15 protein-coding genes are annotated in these 21846 nt (G+C 27.5%); all 15 read left to right on the forward strand.

The window, feature by feature from the left end:
- Positions 1-115: 115 nt before the first annotated feature.
- The 15 genes from HCG70_RS07225 (at position 116) to HCG70_RS07300 (ending at position 21634) form a co-directional block, all read left to right on the forward strand.
- The gene (locus HCG70_RS07225; RefSeq protein WP_221697622.1) at positions 116-829 is read left to right on the forward strand and encodes a transaldolase; all 714 of its coding nucleotides are present in this window, start codon (positions 116-118) and stop codon (positions 827-829) included.
- Positions 830-839: 10 nt separating this feature from the next.
- Positions 840-1298 carry a PTS sugar transporter subunit IIA gene (locus HCG70_RS07230; protein ID WP_221697623.1) on the forward strand — a complete coding sequence of 153 codons (459 nt, stop codon included), beginning with the start codon at positions 840-842 and terminating at the stop codon, positions 1296-1298.
- Between the two features lie 11 nt (positions 1299-1309).
- Positions 1310-1594, forward strand: a complete 285-nt coding sequence (locus HCG70_RS07235) for a PTS sugar transporter subunit IIB (protein WP_221697624.1) — start codon at positions 1310-1312, stop codon at positions 1592-1594.
- Positions 1595-1608: 14 nt separating this feature from the next.
- The gene (locus HCG70_RS07240; RefSeq protein WP_221697625.1) at positions 1609-2988 is read left to right on the forward strand and encodes a PTS ascorbate transporter subunit IIC; all 1380 of its coding nucleotides are present in this window, start codon (positions 1609-1611) and stop codon (positions 2986-2988) included.
- A gap of 63 nt (positions 2989-3051) precedes the next feature.
- Complete coding sequence (locus HCG70_RS07245) at positions 3052-5139, forward strand: BglG family transcription antiterminator (RefSeq protein ID WP_221697626.1); 2088 nt, start codon at positions 3052-3054, stop codon at positions 5137-5139.
- A gap of 288 nt (positions 5140-5427) precedes the next feature.
- Complete coding sequence (gene lexA / locus HCG70_RS07250; protein ID WP_221697627.1) at positions 5428-7875, forward strand: transcriptional repressor LexA; 2448 nt, start codon at positions 5428-5430, stop codon at positions 7873-7875.
- A gap of 281 nt (positions 7876-8156) precedes the next feature.
- The gene (locus HCG70_RS07255; protein WP_221697628.1) at positions 8157-10109 is read left to right on the forward strand and encodes a hypothetical protein; all 1953 of its coding nucleotides are present in this window, start codon (positions 8157-8159) and stop codon (positions 10107-10109) included.
- Between the two features lies 1 nt (position 10110).
- Positions 10111-10962 carry a hypothetical protein gene (locus tag HCG70_RS07260; RefSeq protein WP_221697629.1) on the forward strand — a complete coding sequence of 284 codons (852 nt, stop codon included), beginning with the start codon at positions 10111-10113 and terminating at the stop codon, positions 10960-10962.
- Positions 10952-11719: a DUF6339 family protein gene (locus HCG70_RS07265; RefSeq protein WP_196049056.1), complete on the forward strand. Its 768-nt coding sequence runs from the start codon at positions 10952-10954 to the stop codon at positions 11717-11719. The genes HCG70_RS07260 and HCG70_RS07265 overlap by 11 nt, the downstream gene beginning before the upstream one ends.
- Positions 11720-11921: 202 nt before the next feature.
- Positions 11922-12419, forward strand: a complete 498-nt coding sequence (locus tag HCG70_RS07270) for a hypothetical protein (RefSeq protein WP_221697630.1) — start codon at positions 11922-11924, stop codon at positions 12417-12419.
- Between the two features lie 223 nt (positions 12420-12642).
- Positions 12643-14757 (forward strand): Z1 domain-containing protein, encoded by a 2115-nt coding sequence (locus tag HCG70_RS07275; RefSeq protein WP_221697631.1) that lies wholly within the window; start codon positions 12643-12645, stop codon positions 14755-14757.
- Positions 14758-15110: 353 nt separating this feature from the next.
- Positions 15111-15413, forward strand: a complete 303-nt coding sequence (locus tag HCG70_RS07280) for a hypothetical protein (RefSeq protein ID WP_221697632.1) — start codon at positions 15111-15113, stop codon at positions 15411-15413.
- A 29-nt stretch (positions 15414-15442) separates the two neighbouring features.
- Positions 15443-16960, forward strand: coding sequence for a class I SAM-dependent DNA methyltransferase (locus HCG70_RS07285; protein ID WP_221697633.1), 1518 nt, complete (start codon positions 15443-15445; stop codon positions 16958-16960).
- Complete coding sequence (locus HCG70_RS07290; protein ID WP_221697634.1) at positions 16950-18212, forward strand: restriction endonuclease subunit S; 1263 nt, start codon at positions 16950-16952, stop codon at positions 18210-18212. Before HCG70_RS07285 ends, HCG70_RS07290 begins: the two co-directional genes overlap by 11 nt.
- Before the next feature lie 173 nt (positions 18213-18385).
- Positions 18386-21634 carry a type I restriction endonuclease subunit R gene (locus HCG70_RS07300; RefSeq protein ID WP_221697635.1) on the forward strand — a complete coding sequence of 1083 codons (3249 nt, stop codon included), beginning with the start codon at positions 18386-18388 and terminating at the stop codon, positions 21632-21634.
- Positions 21635-21846 lie beyond the last annotated feature (212 nt).

Here is a 21846-nt window from a genome sequence, read left to right on the forward strand (position 1 = left end):
TAAGACAAGAAACAAACTTATAAAAAATTTCCTGATAGAAGGGAAATAATATAAGCTTTTGAATTTAATGTAAACGTTATATAATTTAACTATAGAAGAGAGGAGCTGATAATAAATGTTTAAAGAAATGAAAGTAAAAATATATGCAGATGGTGCTCAATTAGAATCAATGATAGAAGAGTACAATAAAGGTTTTGTAAAAGGATTTACTACAAATCCATCACTAATGAAAAAGGCTGGAGTTAAAGATTACAAAGAATTTAGTAAAAGTGTTTTAGAAAAAATAAAGGACATGCCTATTTCATTTGAAGTTTTTTCAGACGAAAAAGATAAAATGATAAAAGAAGCACAAGAAATAGCTACATGGGGTAAAAATGTTTATATAAAAGTTCCTGTAGTTGATACAAAAGGTAGTTTTACAGGTGAAGTTATTAGAGAACTAGCTAATCAAGGGATTAAAGTGAATGTAACAGCTGTATTTACAATAAATCAAGTACATGAAATATTAAGTTGCTTAAATAAAGATACACCAGCAATAATTTCGATATTTGCAGGTAGAATTGCTGATACTGGAGTAGACCCAACAAGTATTGTGAAAGAGGCTGTTGAAATGGCAAAAGAATATAATAATGTTGAAATACTATGGGCAAGCTGTAGGGAACTTTATAACATATTTCAAGCTGATGATTCAGGATGTCATATAATAACAGTTCAAAACAATTTATTAAATAAATGGAATTTAGTAGGTAAAGACTTAAACAGCTATTCAGTTGAAACAGTTAATGATTTTTATAAAGATGCAAAGAGCTTAGGATTTTCAATATTGTAGGAGTAAAAAAATGATAGAAAAAATATTAAATGAAGATTTTGTTGAAATAGGGGTAGAGGTTGATAATTGGATTGAAGCTGTAAAAGTTGCAGGTGGTGTTTTACTTAAAAATAATAAAATAGAAGAACAATATATTGATGCTATGATAAAAACAGTGGAAGAAATGGGTGCATATATAGTTATGGCACCAGGTATTGCAATGCCACATGGAAGACCAGAAGCCGGGGTTAAGGATATTGGTATTTCAGTAATATTACTAAAAAATCCTGTTAAGTTCGGGAATGAAGAGTTCGATCCTGTAAAATTGGTTTTTGCAATATGTGCAAAGGAACATGATTCACATATTGAATTATTAAAGGATTTAAGTTTAATTTTAGATGATAATGAAATCGTAGATAGGGTTACAAGTTGTAAAAGTAAAAAAGAATTTATAGAATTGCTTATTAAATGTTATGAAAATAATAAATAGGGGTGATAAAAATGAAAATAATTACTGTTTGTGGAAATGGAATAGGAAGTAGTTTAATGTTAGCTATGAAGATTCAAGAAATATGTGATGAAAATAGTATAAAAGCGGATGTTGAATCATGTGATTTGAGTGCAGCAGTAGGAAAACAATGTGATTTATTTGTAACAGTAAAAGAATTAGCAATGAATTTTGATTCAAATAAAACTGTTGTTGTTAGAAGTTATATCAATAAAAAGAAAATTAAAGAGGATGTATTAGAAGCTATTAAAATTAAATATAAAGAATTAACAAAATAGGGGGGATTTTAATAATGCAAGGTGTTTTACAGTTTTTCAAAGATATTTTATCTGAACCTGCTTTACTAATGGGATTAATGGCATTTGTAGGATTAATAGCTTTAAAGAGACCAGCGAATAAAGTTATGACAGGAACTTTGAAACCTATTCTTGGATATCTAATGTTAAGTGCAGGTGCTAGTGTCATTACAACAAATTTAAGTCCTTTGGGTGAAATGATACAAGAAGGATTTAATATTACAGGGGTAATACCTAATAATGAAGCAATTGTTTCAGTTGCTCAAACAATACTTGGTGTAGAAACTATGTCTATTCTTTTAGTCGGACTTATTGTTAATTTATTAGTTGCAAGATTTACTAAGTTTAAGTATATCTTTTTAACAGGACATCATAGTTTCTTTATGGCATGTTTATTATCAGCTGTACTTCAAACAGCTGGATTTGATGGAGGATTACTTATAGCTTTAGGTGGAATAGTTTTAGGATTAGTTAGTGCTATATTGCCAGCTATTGGACAAAAGTACACATTAAAGGTTACTGATGGTGATGAAGTTGCTATGGGACACTTTGGAAGTTTAGCATACTATATTTCAGCTTGGATAGGTAGTAAGGTTGGAAAACCCGAAGATAGTACAGAGAAAATTGAAATACCAGAAAAATGGAGCTTTTTAAGAGATACAACTATTTCTACTGCATTAACTATGATGGTATTTTATGTTATAGCAGCTATAGCGGCAGGACCAACATTTGTTGAGAGCTTATCAGATGGACAAAATATGATTATATTTGCTTTAATGTCTGCAATGAATTTTGCTGTAGGTGTTACAGTAGTTTATGCAGGAGTTAGAATGATTCTTGGTGACTTATTGCCAGCATTCCAAGGTATTGCTACAAAGATAATTCCAGATGCAATTCCAGCAGTTGACTGTGCAGTATTCTTTACTTATGCACCAACAGCTGTAGTATTAGGGTTTGTAGCAAGTTTTATAGGTGGAGTAATAGGAATGCTTATTTTAGGAGTTGCAGGTGCTGTATTAATTATTCCAGGATTAGTACCACATTTCTTCTGTGGTGCTACAGCAGGTATTTATGGAAATGCTACTGGAGGTAAAAAAGGGGCTATTGTTGGAGCATTTGTTAATGGATTACTAATTACATTTGTACCAGCATTATTACTTCCTGTACTTGGCAACTTAGGATTCCAAAATACAACATTTGGTGATTTTGATTTTGGTATTATAGGACTTATAATTGGTAAAGTATATGAATGGATAGGTTCAGTTGGGGTAGTTGGACTAGTAGTATTATTAATAGTAGCAGTAATAATACCAAGTTTTATGAAGACTAAATCTAAAGTTATCAATAATGTTGATGATAATGGAGAACCGATGTAAAAAATTATAGTTTAATTTTGCAAGGTCATTTATGACCTTGCATTATGTGCTTTGGAGGAATAAATGTTAAATAATAGGTCTATCGAAATTTTAAAATATTTAATAAATAGTGAAGAAGATAAATATGTAGAAGAACTTTCCGATAGGTTCAAGGTTTCGAAAAGAATGATTAGGTATGATATAGATTCAATTAATGATTTCTTAAAAAGCAATAATTTAAGTGAGATTGAAAAGAAATCTAACTCGCCATTGAAAATAAATTTTAGTGAAAAGAATAAAATTATAAAAATTTTAGATGACATAGATAGGGATGTTTATATTTTATCTATTGAAGAAAGAGTAGGTATTATTATTTATGAATTATTAAATTCACAAAAAGAATGTACTTATTCAAGACTACAGGAAATTTTATATGTTAGCAAAAGTACTATAGTTTCAGATTTAAAAAAAGTTAAAGAATGGTTAGCTGATTATAATATAAAAATGATTAAGTATAGTAATAAAGGAATATTAGTAATTGGAGATGAGATTGATATAAGAAGAGCAATGACAGATGTTCTTATAGGTAGTAATAATTATAATATTCTTAAAACATTAGAAAAAATATATAGCAATGAAAATAGTGCTATATTAGATAATGTTAAGTCATTAAAGTTATCTAGTGAAATAATAGAGTATATAAAGAGATTAGTTATAGAGTTAGAAGAGGAATTTGGAATATTTACTGATGAAGATTTTATGAGTATTGTATTTACTGTTTTTGTGATAATAACTCGAAGTAAGGAAGAGAGTACAGTAAAATATAATCAATTTAATAATTTAGCTTTAGATTATAAAAAGGAGTATAATGCAGCAGAAAAGATAGCAATTAACTTATTAGAGAAATTTGGTGTTATTATTAATGATGATGATATAGCATATTTGACATCTATAATTGTATCTGTAAGTAAAAATGCACATGATTTTTTGGAGTCTAAAGATTATTTTTTAGCTTGTTCTATTGCGAACACAATTTGCAATAATGCTGAAGAATTATATTCAAAACATTTATTAATGGATACTGATTTATATGAATCCTTTATTAATCATATTAAGGGGTTAGTATTTAGATTAAAGTTTAGAATTAACACAAAAAATGAGATAATTTCTAATATTAAATCAGCATATAGTCAAGATTTTTGCAAAGTTAAAAAATGTTGTGAATTTCTAGAAAAAAAATTTCAATGTAGTTTAAGTGATGATGAAGTTGGATTTATTACATTATATATTTGTGCAGCGATTAATAGAAATAAAGAAAAGAAAATTCCAAAAGTAAAAAATATACTTATTGTATGTTCACAAGGATTTGCAACAGGGAGAATTTTAGAATCAAAAATAAGAAGTAACTTTGAAGTTAATATTATTGCAGTAACTTCAGTTCATGCAATAGATAAGTATATAAAAAGTGAAAATATAGATTTAATTATTTCAACCTTAAATATAGAGAAAAAATATAATGTAAAAAATATAGTTGTATCTCCAATATTCAATGATTATGATATAGAGTTATTAAAGGGATATATTAAATATAGTCCACAAAATAATAATATTATTATTCCTAAAGATATAATGGGGATCATTGACAAGAACTGCATAGTTAAAGATAAGAATAAGCTTATGAATGAGTTAAATGATTATTTTAATGTTAAAAATAACCAGATCATAAATCGATATAGTGAAATTTCCTTAGATAAGATTCAACTTAATTTGAAGTGTTGTAACTGGATAGATGCAATACGATTAGGTTCTAGACCTTTGTTAGATTCAGAGATGATAACTGAAGGTTATATTGATGCAATGATAAAGAATGTAGAGAAGTATGGTGGATATATTGTTGTTGATGATGGAATTGCAATACCACATGCTAAGTCAGAAAATATGGTTAAAAAATCAGGTTTTACTATTAATACTTTTATAGATCCAATTGAAATAGGGGAGCATACTGATATAAGAATTTTATTTATTTTAGCTGTTGCTGATGAGGAAAAGAAAGTAGATTTGATTACAAAAATTATGGGATTAATTGAAGATGAAGTATTTATTAGTTTTTTATTACGTGCGGATGATAAGAAAAAAGTTTATGATTATATAAATGAGAAGTCTAGAGTATAAAGTTATTAGTTTAACATTATTATATAGAGGAGGATTGGAAACTATAGCGATTAATGCTATAGTTTTTTACTTCTATCTAATGAAAGTTATTATATAAGCAATTTAAATAAGAATTTATATTTTAATTATATTTATTAATAAAAAAGCATACATCAATTTTTTGTAAAGTAGGATGTATTTCGACATAATTAAATAGATTAATTTGCTATAATTAATAGAAATAGATAGAAATAAAATAAAATTAATATTTATGGGTAAATATTTAGATTAAAGGGGTAACAATACAAGATGAAATTAAACGTTGAGCAAAGAAGGATAATTGAAAACAAGCCAAATGGACATAATCTTGTAAGAGGGGTAGCAGGATTAGGGAAGACAACAGTGGCTGTTCATAAGATACCATTTTTACTAAAAAACTATTGTTATGAAAAAGATGATAAGATACTGGTTGTGACATATAATAAATCATTAATAAATTATGTTAAATACATATATGATGAAATAGAAAAATATCAGGAAGAAGAACAATTAGCAATAGGATTATATGAAAGTGATAATAAAAATAAACTAGATATAAGAACTATTGATAGCATAATGTATAGATATTTTATATTATACATGAAAAGAAATAAAATAAAAAAGTTAAATGTATCAACGCAGGAACAAGCCACTAATGCACTTATAGAAGCAATTACTAAAGTTAAAAAGAGTTATGAAGAGGTAAAGGCCTTAAATGCTAAAAATTTAATTTTCATTAAAGAAGAGATAGGGTGGATTAAAGCTTGTAACTATATAAATATGCAGGAATATCAAAGTGTTGATAGATTAGGAAGAACTGCTAGCAATAATGGTGATGGACCACAAAAGTTAAGAAAAAATTCTAAGGTAAGAGAAGCAATTTTTGAAGTTATGCTTCAATATAATGAAAATCTTAGAAGAGATAATTTAGTAGATTTTCAGGATATTGCTTTAATGGCTCTAGAAGAGGTTAAATTTAGAGTAGAAAAGAAATATACTCATGTAATTATTGATGAAACTCAAGATTTAACTAAAGTTCAATTAGAGTTTATACAAAAATTATATATGAATAAGAATTATTCTTGTATGTTATTTGTTGCCGATAATGCACAAAGTATTTATCCACAATCATGGCTTGTAAAGGGAAGAAGTTTTAGTAGTATAGGACTTGATATGAAAGGTAAATCCACATCGTTATCAAAGAATTATAGAACTACTACTCAAATTGCACAAGCAGCCTATAGCTTAATTCAAAATGATATAAATATAGTTGAAGATGATAATTTTGTAAAGCCATCTCTAATTGATAAGCAAGGTGTTTATCCTGTATATAGAGATTGTAAAAACAAAGTTTTAGAATCAGAATACATATCTAATTTAATTAATAATGATTTAAAGAACAAGTACAGTTATAAGGATATTGCAATTATTAGTAAGCTTAAAAATAAATTAAAAGAAATAAAGATATATTTAGAAAAGAATAATATTCCTTATAAGGAGCTTAATAATAATTCAGAAATAGATTTTAATGATGATTGTGTCAAGCTTATGACTATGCACTCAATTAAAGGATTAGAGTTTAAGGTTGTAATGATTACAGGACTTAATGATAAATGTATTCCTTTAAAATCTGTTGCAAATGAATTTGAAGATAGTGATTTAGTTGAATCTAGAGATAGAAAATTACTATATGTTGGAATGACTAGAGCTACTGAACAGTTATTTTTAACTAGTGATGGAAATCCATCTAAATTTATAAAGGAAATTAGCTATAAGTATTTAAGAGTTAATATTAATAGTAATTTTAGAAGACTTTATAGAATTAATATAGATGAATATTTATATTCAGATAAAATTGTAGATATTTATAGCAATGAGGAAGTCATAAGACAATGGGTTATAAGTGAACTTATTAATACCTATGGATATCCAAAAGAATTAATTGATGTTGAATATAAAGCTAATTTAGGTAGTCAAAGTGGACTAGTTGATATAGTTGTATATATTTATAAAAATAAATCTAAGATACCATTTATGTTTATTGAGGCAAAGAGATGGGGAATGGGAATTGAGAGGGCTATGCCACAATTACAAAGCTATATGAGTAGTTGTAATACGGTTGCTTATGGAGTTGCTACTGATGGTAATGAGTTAGTTATTATTAATAATGGGTTTGAAGTTATTGATGATATTCCACTATTTAATAGTAATATGGTACCAACATCTATTGAAACTTATGAGTATGTTGATTTAGAACATGGTAGAAGCTATGAGTTTATGAGGGATTCTTCTAATGAGAGAGAAATAATTGTTGAGGATGCTAATGAAACTGCAGTAATTGGAATACCTGTATTTAATGAAATTGCAGCTGGAGCACCGATTTTTATTAACAATGATTTGCAAGGAGCCTTTTATTTGTCTAAGGATTGGATTAAGTCGCCAGGGGAATCCTTTATTTTAAAGATTAAGGGTGACAGCATGATTAAGGCTAATATTAATAATGGGGATCTTGTTGTAATTAGGAAACAGGCGACGGCTAATAATAATGATATTGTTGCTGTTGATATTGATGGAAATGCTACTCTTAAGAGGTTAATGGTTATGGGGAGTAATGTGATTCTTATTCCTGAGAATAATGATTATGAACCTATAATGTTGCCTACTCATGAGGTTAGGATTATTGGTGTGGCTGTGGGGATTGTTAAGGATAAGAATTAATAATTAAAATATTTTAATTATTAATTTAGAATGTATGCTAACAGCATACCAAAATAAAATAATAGAATATTATAATATTTTTGTATAAAGCACCTACTTAAATATGGGTGCTTTTAAGAACTATAAAAACCAATAGACTTAAAAGTAAAAAGATAATATTAGATATATAATTAATTGCAATAATATATAGTCAGAATTTTTTAAAAATAAATAAAATAGTTAAATTTATAGTATATATTATTATGAAAAGATTAAGCAAATTTGTTATGGAGGAAAAATTAATGCTAAATATATTTAAAAAGAATGATGAAAGCCTTTGGAAGTTTTCAGTTATTCCAGGTATAGAAGAATCTACATTTAATAAAGTGTTAGAAAGATTCTATGATTTAGGTATAGCAGGACTTGTTAGAGAAAACATACAAAATTCATTAGATGGTAAAATACCAGGAGAAACTAAGCCTGTTATAGTTACAATAAGAACAGGAAAAGTAAGCAAAAATGATATACCAGGATTAGAGGATATAAAAGAAAGAATAGGATGCCTTGAAGGACATAATAGTTATACAAAAGAAACAATAAATCATATGCAAAATAAAATGAATCAAGAAGAGGTTGATTATATATCATTTGAGGATTATAACACTAAGGGGCTAAGAGGAGCTAAAAATGGACAAAGTTATAGAGCAGAAGATACATGGGGAATCTATGCATATAATAAAGGTGTTCATTCAGAAGAAGAGGATGATACTTTAGAGAAGGCTAGAGGCGGATCACATGGAATAGGTAAAATTGCTTCAAATGCTGCTTCAGAATTACATATGATGTATTTTGCAAATTGCGATGAAGAAGGAAATAAACATCTAGGGGGAACTGTTCAGCTTTTAGAGCATAAGTATAAAAATAAATATTATCGTTCTACAGGGTATTTTACAGATATTAAAAAGATAGAAAATAATGAGGAAAGATTTTTCCCTTATGAAAATACATTTAGTGAAGTATTTGAAAAGAATACTAGAGGTTTAAAAATAATAATACCGTTTTTAAGAGAACAATTTAATAATGAGATAGATATTATTAAAAGTATATGTGATAGCTTTTTTATTGCAATACTTGAAAATAAATTAGAAGTTATAGTAAATGATAAAACTATAAATAATAAAACTATTAAAAAATATATAGAAAACAAAAAATATTATGTCCAAGATATAGCAGAGATGAAAGAGGAATTTACCCCATTATACTTAAGTACATATATGAAGAAAAAGCCTATGCAAATTACAATAGAAGATATAAAAGAGAAATATAATTTTAATTTATATTTTAATTATGATGAAGCAATTTCAAAAGGACGTGTAGCTATAATTAGAACTATAGGGATGAAGATTGAAGATAAAAAGGTTAAGGGAAATGTAAACAAGCCTTTTAATGCTATCTTAATACCAAATTCAACTGTAGAAGATGCATTCCTAAAATCTCTTGAAAATGAATCACATACAGAGCTTTCATTTGAACATATAAAGGATCAAAAGTTACAAAGAAATGCTAAAAGGTTTATAAATAATATATCAAAGGTAATGTCAAAGATAATTGAAGATGAAATTAAAAAGAGTAATCCTACAGATGGAGCGATGAATACTGAAGATGTATTATACTTTGTAGAAAATCAATTTAAGCAAGAACTATCAGATTCACTTGGAACAGTAAGATTAAATAGTGGAGATAAAGAAAAAACTGTAGTGAAGGTTGAGCAGGACATTCCAAAGAAGAAAGATCCTAAAGATAAGAAAGAAAAAGGTAAAGAGAAAAAGAAGCCTTTAAAAAAGGTAAAAAAGAAATCAAGAAATGATGAAAATGATATTGAGCAGGAAACAGAAGAAGGTACTTCAGAAAAGTTAATAACTTATAATGCTCATCCAGATAGAGTTGAAAGGTTAATTATAAAGGATAAAGAATATGTAAAATTTGATTTTACTGATACTGATGAAATGAAGAAAGTAAAACTATGTGATATTACATTATCAGTTGTTGATGGAATGGGACAAGAATATGAAAATGAGTTTAATATGAAAGATAATTATGAGTATGCAATTGATAAAGCTACAGGGCATAAATGTAAAATAGAAAATAACTTAATTAAAAATGTAAAAGTAGTTAAGGGAAATGTACAAATTGAGTTAAAGCTAAAAGAGAACTGTAATAAGGCTTTAAAATTTATGTACTACGTGGAGGTGTAATATGATTTACAAAAAGGATGCAAATTTTCCATATCCTATATTAACTAATACATCAAACAGTTATGATAATTGTAGCTTTATTTTAGATGTTAATTTAGAGGAAAACACTAATGAGTATATATTTGAAATAAATTATGATATTACTTCTTCATTTATTGAAAAGTTATTAAAAGATAGACAAGCAACTTTAGTTTTAATTATTCAATCTAAGGATAATAAGTTCTTCAATATTGATTATGGACAAAAGACTATAAGTATTTCAAAATCAAGAATATCTTTAAGCAAAAGAACTACAATTCAGTTATTTGTGCAATCAAATGAAGAAATTAACTTTAAATATAACTATGATTTAAGTTCTTTCTATGAAGAATTTAAAGATGAAATTGATGTGCCTAAAAATTCAATATTAGGTTTTTCTAATTATGTAGTATTTGAAGGAAGTAATAATAAGCCTTTAGAGTTATTTGAGAAAAAAGTTAATCCAAATCTAAAGTCAGATGTAAAAATTGAGCTTGGTACTGAAACAATTATTATAAATTATAAAAATGAAGCTTTACAATTCACTGATTTACCACAAAGTAGTACATTAAATAATCCTTATGTGTATATGGGACTACAAAAAGCATTGTATAGATTTATTGTAAATAATGATGAAGATCATGAAGAGGTAGATTTAGAAGAAATGGAAGCTCCAAGTGATGGATTAGACTTTAAATTATACAATCTTATGAGAAAGAAAAAGATTAGTGAATTGAATATAGAAAATATTGATGAAGTTATTTATTCTATATCAGATAAAATGCTAGAAAAATACACATCTGCAGTAAGGAGGTTATATTCTGATGGAAATTAGACTTTTAAAGAATGGATATAAAAAAAGTGAGCAGTTTTATAATGACTTTTTAGAAGATCAAGTGAAAAGTAATGATGATTATTTTTCAGGAGATGTAGTTTATATAGATGAAGCACCAGATTTTCCAATCTATATGGGAAGAGGTAGTGAAAGTGAGAAAAAGAAACTATTTATAGAAGCTGTAAATGTAATATCTAAATATTACTTAAAAACTGATAGGGATGTGCATTTTGATGAATTATTTTGGCACTCACTGTTTTGTGTTTATAAAAGAGAGTATTTGCTTGATAAATATCCACAGATAAAAGAAGGAAAAAAAGAGTTTGACACTGTAGTTATTAAGAATTTTGATTGGCAAAATTATATCTATAAATGTGTACTAGCAGCACAGTATGTAAATGATAATGTTGATAGTGAAGAGGAAAGGCAAAGATATTATGAACTTATCTTTGATAATCTTGATTTGTATAACTATATTATCAAATATGAGATTTTTAGAAATGAAAAGTTCTTGTTAAATATTTTGGATATTATTGATGAATTAGACTTAGCTAAAGTAATGAAAGCTAAGATAAAGGATAGACCGGATCTTGGTAAGGATGAACGTGTTGGTAGAAGGGTTATATTTGAATTTAATAAAAGTTATCCTGTAGTTTTATCACCTATGCTTGATAAGGAGAGCTTGAAGGAGCCGTTTTTAGAGTACCTTAGTTATTATTATGATATAAGTAAGATAAAAGAAAAGGTTATGAATTAACATAAAGATGATTGTGAAAAAATTTAGTTATATAACATGAAAATAACAGAAGAAGTATATTGTATTTTAATTAAATTTTAATTGTATGAAATAAAAATTAGTAAAAGTAAAAAGAATGTCGAATTTCTTGAGTTTAAAAAGGTTTGATTATAGAATTACAATAAATAAAAACTAATTATATTACAAAAGAGGAAGAATTGAAATGGAGAAATTACAAATGAATAAAAAAGAGTTTACAACAAGTATTAACAGTTTTGATTTAGTTAACTTTATAAAAGTTGCTAGTAAGAATTTAGGGTGGGGCGAGGAGACAGCAGATTTTATTTCGTTCTTATATTCTGATAGTAATGATTATTGGGAAAATGAGTTAGAAGAAAAAATAGAACTAGATGAAATTGAAGATTATCTTAAGGAAGATGAGCAAGAGGTAATATTTATTCCTATTGCTGTAAGTGATATGGATGGTGGAATTATCTTAGCTAATAAAAATATAATTCAAGAAAGTGAAGTTTGTATGGGAAGCATTGAGCTTTATGAAGATACAGTTGTTGGATTAATTACTTCTATAGTAAATGATAAATATAAATTTGTTATTGCTGAATTTAATGCATGTACAGGTAGTTATGAAGTTACAAAAGATTATGGTGAGCTTGGTGAAGAAGTAACAAAATTAATAGAGGGATTTATTACAAAAGAATAGAAAGTATAAAATTTAATGTTATAAATTTTATTATTAAATAATAGTAGAAAGAATTGTGTAAAATTAAATTTATATAGGTATTTATATATAAATTTATAATTTAATTTTATATTTTAATTTTATTATGAAGTAAACGAATATAATTATAAGAGGTTTAATAAATAAGTATAAAAAAGTTTAATTAAATAAAAAATATTAAAAAATGGAGATTTATAATAAAGTTATGATATTAGATGGTGAGTTCTTTAGTGTAAAAAGTAAAGATTATAATGAAAAAACATTAAATTGTGTAATAGAAACTGTAGAAAAACTTGATAAGATAGATGATAAACCTTTAATGATGCTAGGAAAAATACAAAGTGGTAAGACTAGATCTTTTATAGGAGTAATTTCATTAACATTTGATAATGGATATGATTTGGCTGTGGTGTTAACAAAAAATTCAAATGCTTTAGCAAAGCAAACTACAGCTAGAATGAAACAAGAATTTTATGATTTTAGAGATGAGGATATTATTGAAATATTTGATATTATGTGTATACCACCTAATATGTCACAATTTGAATTAGATAAAAAGATGATTATTGTTGTTAAAAAGGAAAAGAATAATATTCCAAAGCTTATGGACTTTATAGGAAAATATTCTTTACATAAGGATAAGAAGTGTTTAATTATAGATGATGAAGCTGATTTTTGTAGTATAGGGTATGATAAAAATAAGGATACTGAAGATTTTGATTTGAGAAGAATAGCATCTCAGATAAATGATTTAAGATTACAGCTTACGTGTAAGTTTATACAAGTAACAGCTACTCCATATTCTTTATATTTACAACCAGAAACTATTAATTTGGGAAGTGAAAAGCAGATTAGACCAGTAAAACCAGCAGATACTGTTTTGGTACCACATGGAGATGGTTATATAGGTGGGGAATATTATTTTGATAGAGATAAACATCCATTAGGTGAATATTTATTTCATGCTATAGAAGAAAATGAATTACAAATAATTAAAAGTTCTGATAGAAGAAGATTTAAAGATGAGGAAGTCCTAATTAGTGATAAGGTAACAGGACTTAGAACGTCAATAATTAATTTTATTGTGGCAGGGTGTATTAGAATCATTCAAAATGGTGGAAATCCAAGAGGAAAGAAAAATAAGTTCAGTTTTATTATTCATACTGAGATATCTAAAGCAGCCCATAGCAGACAAGAAAATTTAATAAGTATGTTAATTGAAAAGTTAGAGGATGAAGTTAAACATGATAGTAATTTTTTAGATAAATACATTGAAGAAGGATATAATGATTTAGCTAATTCAGTTGATAAATATGGATTTACAGTTCCTTCTTTAGATGAAGTTAATAAATATGCAAAAAAAGCTATTAAAGAACAATGGATAACTAGAGTTATAGTAAATTCAGAAAATGATATTAATGCATTATTAGATGAAGATGGGCAATTAAGGCTTAGAACACCACTTAATATATTTATAGGTGGACAAATATTAGATAGAGGAATAACAATTGCTAATCTTATTGGATTTTATTATGGTAGATCACCACAAAAAATGCAACAGGATACTGTTTTGCAGCATTCAAGAATGTATGGATATAGAAGTAAAGAGGATTTGGCTGTAACTAGATTCTATACAACTAAAGATTTATATAATAGAATGTCTAAGATTAATGATTTCGATACTAAATTAAGAGAAGATTTTGAACAAGGAAACTTTAAAAAAGGGGTTATTTTCATTAGTAAAGATGAAAATGGACGAGTTATACCATGTTCTCCACAAAAAATAATGATTAGTAATACTCATGTGTTAAGACCAGGTAAAACTGCTACTCCAGTTGGATTTCAAACTGGATATAAGACTTATATTAAAAAGAATATTGAAATTATAGATAATATTCTTAAGAAAAATAATCACGGGCAATTACAGGGGAGTTATAAAATAAGTAAGGAAGAGGCTTGTGAAATAATAAAAAATATATATGCATCAATAGAAATTGAAAGTGATAATTGCATTGATGAAAAAGCATTTAATTCTTTAATCAACTATTTAAGCAAAACTTATGTTAATGTATATGTAGGAGTAGATAGAAAAATATCTAGATTAAGAAAAACATCAAGATATTATTCAGACATGCCGTATAATAGGGATAATGATTTAAGAAAAGCTAAATTGATGGCAACTAAAGAACCTACATTGATGTTAATGAAACAAATTGGTACAGAAGAACTAGGATGGAGAGGTGCAGAATTTTACTGGCCAGTATTAGTAGTACAAGATAGTATAGATACAGCGGTATATACATCAGAGCTGTTGAAGTAGTATAAGTTTATTAATATATATATAGTGAAGTTAAAATCAGAACTATTTGAATATTTGTTGATTATAAGAAAATTATTAATACAGATTTAAAATATCATATGAAAATTAAATCGCGTAAAAATAAATAGTAAATAAAAATAAAGAATCGTATAAGAAGAATAAAATACAATTTATTGATTTAAGCAATTCTTTAGAGTTAGTTAGAAGAACTATTTGGTATAAATGCTGAGTACTTTAGTAAAGATATTGATGAAATAGATAAGTTAGAAATACAAAAGGAAAAGTTAAAAAGAGATTTAAAGCCAATAATAAAAGAAGAGAAATCTGTTTATGCAGGAGAAGACATTAATGATATGGTTAAAGTTCCTATATATGATAAAGAAGAAATAAATTCTTTAGAGAGGAACATTGAAAAAGTTAAGTTAATTAATAGATTTAAGTATTCTCTAGAAGTTACAGATCCTAATCCTTATATTGATACATACAAGCTTATAGTAGAGGTTTTGGAAAAAGGACAACATGAAAGTATAGTTCATAAAACTATAGAAGCTCTTGCTCATTATTTAGAAGTGTTACCGGAAGGTATAACTACAGGAGAAGAGCAAGCACAGTTTGAAAGTGAAATATTTGAAGTTTTTGATGACAATAATTTTTAAAAAGTAAATAAAGGTTTGGAGGAATATAAATGTCAAGTGCAAACATTGGATTTGAAGAAACGCTATGGAAATCAGCAGATAAATTAAGAGGAAGTATGGATTCAGGTGAATATAAGTATGTAGTATTAGGACTTATATTTATGAAATATATATCCGATAAATTTGAAACTAAATATGAAGAGTTAGTTGAAGAAGGAGATGGCTTTGAAGAAGATAGAGATGAATACGAAGCAGAAAATATCTTCTGGGTACCAAAAGAAGCAAGATGGGGTTATTTAAAAGATAATGCAAAGGATCCTAAAATAGGGCAAATAATTGATGATGCAATGATTCTTATAGAAAAGGAAAACCCTACATTAAAAGGTGTTCTTGATAAGAGATATGCAAGACCAGAACTTGATAAAAGAAGACTTGGAGAGCTTATAGATTTAATTTCAACTATAAGACTTCATAAAAATGGTGAAAAGGACCTTTTAGGTAGAGTATATGAATATTTCTTAGGACAATTTGCAAGTTCAGAAGGAAAAGGTGGTGGAGAGTTCTATACTCCTACTTCTGTAGTTAAAACTTTAGTAGAAATGATAGAGCCTTATAAAGGTAGAATATATGACCCAGCTTGTGGATCAGGTGGTATGTTTATTCAAAGTGAAAAGTTCATTGAAGAACATGCAGGTAGAATAGGTGACTTATCAATATATGGTCAAGAGCTTAATGCTACAACTTGGAAGCTATGTAAGATGAACTTAGCTATTAGAGGTTTAGATGGAAACATAGGACCAAACCAAGCAGATACTTTCCATGATGATTTACACAAAACATTAAAGGCAGATTACGTATTAGCAAATCCTCCATTTAATATAAGTGACTGGGGTGGAAATAAATTAACAGAAGATGTTAGATGGAAGTACGGGGTACCACCAGAAGGAAATGCAAACTATGCATGGCTTGAACACATTGTATATCATCTTGCACCAAATGGAGTTGCAGGAGTAGTTTTAGCAAATGGAGCTTTGTCTTCTAATACTTCTAATGAAGGTGTAATAAGAAAGAATTTAGTAGATGCAAAACTTGTAGATGCTATAGTAGCATTACCAGATAAATTATTCTATTCAACAGGTATTCCAGTATCTTTATGGATATTAAATAGAAATAAAAAAGATAATCCTAAGTTTAGAGAAAGAGAAGATGAAATATTATTTATAGATGCTAGAAACTTAGGAAATATGGTAGATAGAAGACATAGAGAATTAAGTGAAGAAGATATTAAGAAAATATCAGATACTTACCATAATTATAGAAATTTAAATGGACAATACGAAGATATTCAAGGATTCTGTAAAGTAGCTAAGTTGGATGAAGTAAGAGAACATGAATATGTATTAACTCCAGGAAGATATGTAGGTATTGAAGAGCAAAAAGATGATGGAGTTCCATTTGAAGAAAAGATGGCAGCCTTAACAAGTGAACTAGGAGAACTATTTGCTAAGTCAAGAAGCCTAGAGGATGAGATTAGAAAGAATCTAGGGGGGATAGGGTATGAGTTTTAACGAGTGGAAATATGTAAAAGTAAAAGATATTGCTGAAATAATATTTAGTGGAGGTACACCTTCAACCCAAAAGGCAGAATTTTGGAATGGTAAAATTAATTGGTTATCATCTGGAGAAACTAGAAGTAAATTTATTTATAATACTGAAAAAAAGATAACTCAAGAAGGTGTTGATAATTCTTCTACAAAATTAGCTAAAAAGAAGGATATTGTAATAGCATCAGCTGGTCAAGGGTTTACTAGAGGGCAGACATCTATGTGTTTAATTGATACATATATTAATCAATCGTTAATATGTATTAGGGCTAAAAAAGATGTTATTGATCCATATTATTTATTTTATAACATTAGCAGTAGATATGCTGAATTAAGACAAATATCTGATGGACATAGTATTAGAGGTAGTTTAACTACTAAAATTATTAGTGATTTGAATATAAGTTTACCAATAATTAAAGAACAAATAAAAATAGGAGAAACACTATTTGCTATTGATGAAAAAATAGAAACAAATAATGAAATAAATAAAAAACTAGAAGAAATGGCTCAAGCTATTTTTAAACAATGGTTTGTTGATTTTGAATTTCCTAATGAAGATGGTAAGCCATATAAAAGTAGTGGTGGAGAAATGGTTGAGAGTGAGTTGGGAATGATTCCTAAGTACTGGGGAGTTGATTTATTAAGCAATTTGGTAAAAGAGGTTATTACAGGAAAAACCCCATCAACTAAAAAGAGTGAGAATTATGGAGATAAGTACCCATTTGTAACTATTCCTGATATGCATAATAAGGTTTTTGTTACTAAGACTGAAAGATATTTATCAGAGGATGGACATAAGTTACAAGAAAAAAAATTAATTCCTAAAAACTCTATTATGGTATCTTGTATTGCTACTGTTGGACTAGTATCAATTTCATCAGAAGCGGTACATACTAATCAGCAAATAAACAGCATAATACCAAACTCTATAGAAGAAGTATTTTATTTTTATGAATATTTAAAATTAATGGAAGATAGGCTAAAGGGAATAGGGTCATCAGGAAGTGCTACTTTAAATGTAAATAAAGGTGAATTTGAAAAAATAAAATATATTTACCCTGATTCAAGGATTATAAATAAATATAATAATACAGTTAAGAATATTTACGAAAAAATTAAATTAAATGAAATAGAGAATAATCGATTAGCACAATTAAGAGATACATTATTACCAAAGCTTATGTCAGGTGAAATTAGAGTACCGATAGATTAGGTTAGAATTCAGAATAGATAATTAAGAATTTAGATAAAATTCAAATAATTCTTAATTATCTAAGATAAATATTTCATTAAAAGAAGTAGGAGAAGCTGAATATTGGATAGAGCTTCTAATAGCCACAGAATATTTAAATGAAAAAGAAGGAAATTAAGGTGGGGTGTGGAACGTTGAGTTTATTTGAAAATTTCACAGAAGATCTTTTAGAGCAAGCAGCTATAGAGATACTTCAAGAATTAGATTATAGTTATGCTTTTGGACCAGATATTGCCTATGATGGTGATACTCCAGAAAGAAATAATTATAAAGATGTTTTATTAGAACAAAGAGTTAAAGATGCTTTATTTAGTATCAATAGACATTTACCAGAGGAAGCTTTAGAAGAGGCTTACAGAAAAATTATTACATTTAATAGTCCAGTATTAGTTGATAATAATAAAGAGTTTCATAAGCTTTTAGTTGAAGGTATAGATGTTTCTTTTAGTAAGGATGGAGCTATTAAAACTGAAAAGGCTTATATTATAGATTTTAAAAATATAAATAAAAATGATTTCTTAGTAGTAAATCAATTTACTATAGTTGAAAAAGAAGAAAGAAGACCAGATTTAATTATTTTTGTTAATGGTATTCCTCTAGTAGTAATTGAGTTAAAATCAGCTAGTGATGAAAATGTAAGTATTGAAGAAGCTTATAATCAAATTCAAACTTATAAGAACGATATACCAAGTTTATTTAACTACAATGCTTTCTGCATATTATCAGATGGTATAAATGCTAAAGCTGGTACTATTACTTCTAATGAAGAGAGATTCATGAACTGGAGAAGTATTGATGGTGAAACTATTGCATCTTTAGATGTACCACAATATGAAGTTATGCTAAGAGGTATGTTATCTAAGGAGCGTTTATTAGATATAGTAGAAAACTTCTTATTATTCCAAACTTCAAGAAAAGCAGATTATGATGCTAATGGTAATAAAATTGGAGATAAGGCAGTTAATATAAAAATATTAGCAGGATATCATCAATACTTTGCAGTTAAAAAAGCAGTAGAAAAAACAAAATTAGCTTGTAGTGAAAAGGGAGATAAAAAAGCAGGTGTTATTTGGCATACTCAAGGGTCAGGTAAGAGTTTTTCAATGGTATTCTATGCAGCACAATTAGTAAAGCAATTAAATAATCCAACAATAGTTGTATTAACAGATAGAAATGACTTAGATGATCAATTATTTGGAACTTTTGCTAAATCAGCTGATATTTTAAGACAAACTCCAAAGCAAGCAGATGTTAGAAAGCTTTCAGATGAGCAAAAGCAAGCTAATGTTAAAGCTAAAGATAATTCAAAAGAAGTAAATGGATTATTTGATTTACTTAATGATAGAGAGTCAGGTGGAATTATTTTTACAACTATTCAAAAGTTTAAACCAGAAGATGGAGAAATGCCTGCTTTAACTGATAGAAGAAACGTAATTATAATGGCAGATGAAGCTCATAGAAGTCAATATGGATTTGAAGCTAAAACAGATAAAGAAGGTAATGTTAAATATGGATATGCCAAATATTTAAGAGATGCACTTCCTAATGCAACATTTATAGGATTTACAGGTACTCCAATTGAACTTGATGATAAATCAACTCCAGTAGTATTTGGTGATTATATTGATATTTATGATATGACTAGAGCTGTTGAAGATGGAGCTACTGTAAAAATATATTATGAAAATAGAATAATCAAACTTGATACTAATGAAGATATTATTGAAGAAATTGATGAAGAATTTGATGAAATAACAGAAGGTCAAGAAGATAATGATAAAGAGAAGTACAAGAGCAAATGGTCAAGATTAGAAGCTGTTGTAGGTTCTCCAAGTAGAATTAAAAAGTTAGCAGAAGACATAGTAAATCACTATGAAGAAAAAGCTAAAACTGTAGATGGAAAAGCTATGGTTGTTTGTATGAGTAGAAAAATCTGTGTTGATCTTTATGATGAAATAATTAAATTAAGACCAGATTGGCATTCTGATGATGTTGATAAAGGTAAAATAAAAGTAGTTATGACTGGTAGTGCAGCAGATAATCAAAGATTGCAAGTTCATATTGGTGGTAAACAAAGAAGAGATACATTAGCTAATAGAATGAAAGATAATAATGATGAACTAAAAATCGTTATAGTAAGAGATATGTGGCTAACAGGTTTTGATGTTCCATCAATGCATACTATGTATATAGATAAGCCAATGAAAGGACATAACTTAATGCAAGCTATTGCTAGAGTTAACAGAGTATTTAAAGATAAGAGTGGTGGAGTTGTAGTTGACTATCTTGGAATACTTGAAAGTCTTAAAAAGGCATTAAAGCAATATACAGATAGTGATAAACATAACACTGGTATAGATACAGGTGCAGCTATTGCAGTAATGATTGAAAAACTAGAAGTTTTAAGAGATATGCTTCATGGATTTGACTATTCAGGCTATATGGGAGATTCTCAATCTAAAAGAATAAGAGCTATTACAAGTGGTATGAACTTAGTTTTAGGCTTTGATGAAAAAGAGCAAAAGGAATTTAAGCAATTTTCTACAGAACTAGCAAAGGCTCATGCATTATGTGCAGCTACAGATGACGGAAAAAAAGTAGCATTAGAAGTAAGTTACTTCAAAGCTGTAAAAGCCAGTTTAGTTAAACTAGACAGTAAAACTACAGTGAAAAAATCAAAGAAAGAGATGGAAGCTAGAGTTAATCAACTACTAGAAAAATCAATTATTTCAGAAGAAGTTATTGATGTATTTGATACTTTAGGGATAAAAAGGCCAGATATTTCTATTCTTTCGGAAGAATTCTTAGAAGAAGTTAAAGGGATGAAAGAAAAGAACCTTGCTGCTGAAATGCTTAAAAAGTTACTTGAAGGCAATTTGAAAACTATGGAGAGAACAAATTTAGTTAAATCAGAAAAGTTTTCTGAAAAGCTAAAGAAGACTTTAAATAAATATAGAAATCAAGCAATAACTAATGCAGAAGTTATTGAAGAGTTAATTAAGATGGCTCATGATTTAAAGAATATGAAAACTAGAGAAGAAGAGCTAGGATTAAATTCTGATGAAATTGCTTTCTATGATGCATTAACTGATGATGATGCAGTAAAAGAGTTTATGACAGATGAAACTTTAAAGATGATTGCACATGAGTTAACTTATGCTATAAGAAGAAATATTTCTATTGACTGGAGCATAAGAAAAAGTGCTCAAGCAGGTATGAGAAGGATAATTAAGAGGCTTTTAAAGAAATATGATTATCCACCAGATAAATCTAAGAAGGCATTGGAAACTGTTTTAAGACAGGCTGAGCTTATGTGTGGGAATGTAGATTTTAGTGATATGGACTGGCAAATGATAGCAGAAAAGAAAGAAACTTATAGATAATATATAGGGGATACTCTGTATCCCTTTAAATATAAATTTTAGATTATAAAAACTATTGTTAGTAATAATTAATAAATATTTTAAAAGGAGGTGTAGACAATCAATAATTATTTAGAAGAATACAATAATTTAATTAATAGAAAATTTAAGGAAGAAAAAGGTTGTGGCTATTACTTATATAAAGCTAATCTTGAATATAATTTAGATGAGCT

Origin of the sequence: Clostridium sp. K04, from assembly GCF_019734375.1 — a bacterium.
Lineage (GTDB): Bacteria > Bacillota > Clostridia > Clostridiales > Clostridiaceae > Clostridium > Clostridium saudiense.